This window comes from Streptomyces africanus (genome assembly GCF_002150735.1).
In the GTDB taxonomy this organism is placed as follows: domain Bacteria; phylum Actinomycetota; class Actinomycetes; order Streptomycetales; family Streptomycetaceae; genus Streptomyces; species Streptomyces africanus.
Window position 1 is genome coordinate 1 of the sequence record NZ_MUKA01000034.1, and the last position, 2,086, is coordinate 2,086.

2 protein-coding genes and 1 pseudogene are annotated in these 2,086 nt (G+C 73.2%); 2 read left to right on the forward strand and 1 reads right to left on the reverse strand.

The genetic code is table 11. From position 1 onward, the window contains the following. Window positions 1–197: 197 nt before the first annotated feature. Window positions 198–965, reverse strand: a complete 768-nt coding sequence (gene map / locus CCL05_RS05505; RefSeq protein WP_086559339.1) for a type I methionyl aminopeptidase — start codon at window positions 963–965, stop codon at window positions 198–200. Window positions 966–997: 32 nt separating this feature from the next. Between map and CCL05_RS05510 the strand changes: the two genes are divergently transcribed. Next, window positions 998–1,249 (forward strand): helix-turn-helix domain-containing protein, encoded by a 252-nt coding sequence (locus CCL05_RS05510; protein WP_086559340.1) that lies wholly within the window; start codon window positions 998–1,000, stop codon window positions 1,247–1,249. A 113-nt stretch (window positions 1,250–1,362) separates the two neighbouring features. Then, window positions 1,363–2,086, forward strand: a pseudogene (locus CCL05_RS05515) (hypothetical protein); the annotation flags it as partial.

A 2,086-nucleotide genomic window follows, 5' to 3' on the forward strand; every position in this document is an offset into this window, starting at 1 on the left:
TCGACCAGCGAGGGCGTCCCCGGCGCGCGGGCGGGGGACGCCCTCGCTGGTCGACGTGCCGGGGTCGGGTAACCCGGGTGGCAGCCCGTTACACCTGGGGCGCGCTCGTAGAACACCTTCGCACGATCGCGGACAAGGGGCACCTTCGGGGCATACCTGGATAATCCCGGCAGTCTCAGCGTGCGGTCAGGATGGTCTCAGCGTGCGGTCAGGATCCTCGGCCCCGCGTCCGTGATCGCGACCGTGTGCTCCGCGTGGGCCGCGCGGGAGCCGTCGTCCGTCTTCAGGGTCCAGCCGTCGGGGGCCGGATGGAAGGTGTCGATGCCGCCCGCGATGACCATGGGTTCGATCGCCAGCGCCATGCCGTGCCTCAGGCGCATCCCACGCCCCGGCCTGCCCTCGTTCGGCACTCCGGGGTCCTCGTGCATCCGGCGGCCGATGCCGTGGCCGCCGAAACCGTCGGGGATGCCGTAACCCGCGGCGCGGCAGACGGTGCCGATCGCGTGGGCGATGTCGCCGATGCGGTTGCCGACGACGGCGGCCTCGATGCCGGCCGCGAGGGCGCGCTCGGCGGTCTCGATCAGGCGCAGGTCGGCCGGGCGCGGGGTGCCCACGACGAAGCTGAGGGCCGAGTCGCCGACCCAGCCGCCCAGTTCCGCGCCGAAGTCGATGGAGACCAGGTCGCCGTCGCGCAGCCGGTAGGGGGTCGGGATGCCGTGCACGATCGCGTCGTTGACCGAGACGCACAGGACGGCGGGGAAGGGGGTCGGCGCGAAGGACGGCCGGTAGCCGAGGAAGGGCGAGGTCGCTCCCGCCTCCCGCAGGACGTCGTGCGCCACCTCGTCCAGCTCCAGCAGAGAGACGCCCACGTCGGCGGCCTTCTGTGCGGCCGTCAGGGCGCGGGCGACGACCTGGCCCGCTTCGTACATCGCTTCGATCGACACATCGGTCTTCAGCTCAACCATGCCAATTACTATACCGGTATTAGAATGGGGGCATGGTGCGCACCCCTCTCACCCCCGAAGAGCGCGAACGCGGCGAACGGCTCGGCCGGTTGCTGCGTGCGGCGCGTGGCGACCGGAGCATGGCGGAGGTCGCGGCTAGCGCGGGCATCTCCCCGGAGACGCTCCGGAAGATCGAGACCGGGCGGGCTCCGACCCCCGCCTTCTTCACCGTGGCCGCGCTGGCGGGCGCGCTCGGGCTGTCGATGGACGAGCTGGCAGGGCGGTGCGTACTGGTGCCGGTCTGACGACGGCTGCGCTGAGGCTGCTGCGCCGCGTGTGAAAACTCCCCGTAGCACGGCTGTAACACGACTGGTGTTGCCTACTGGGCGGAGTGCTCCGGTCGGGCGGGAGTTGAGCGATGGCGGCGGATCGACTCCCGAGGGAAGTACGGGAGTTCGCGCATTACCTGGACGGTCTGCTGGCACGCCTGGACCCGTCCGGGGGCTGGTGCGCGGTGTTCTGGCAGCGTGACCCCGAGGGCATGCGGGCCTGTCTCGACGGGCGTGAGATGCCGCCCTGGGACGTGGTCGAGGCGCTGCTGCAGGACCTCGCCGGGCAGTACGGCCCGGGGGGCGCGGGCCCGGAGACGGAACGCGCCCGGGCCCTGCACGCCGCCGCGCTCGCCGCGTACGACGCCCGGCCCGGTGGCCGTGACGCCCTCGGGGACCGGCTCGACGTCATGCTCCGCGAACAGAAGTACGCGGCCGAACGCCAGACGGAACTGACCCGCCTCCTCGCCACCGCCCCCACCCGCGAACAGGCCGACACCCTCCGCCTCGACCTCGCCTGGGCCCAAGACGACCACCGACGCGCGACAGCGCGCTGCGCGGAACTCCAGGCCCGGATGGCCGACTTGGACCGCCGCGAGGGCGTGTCCCGCGGGGTGTGGGGCGACGGACGGGTTGGCGGCACGCCGGGCGCTCCCGCGGGTGTGTCCAGCGGCACGGACGCGACGTCAGGGCGACCCGACGACGACGGGGCCTGGTCGGGCGCGTGGCGCCGCGGGCCGAACGACGGAGGCGCCGGGGCGGCGGACGGGGCATCGCGAGCAGGATCGGCCGGGTGGGTGGGCTCTGCTGCCG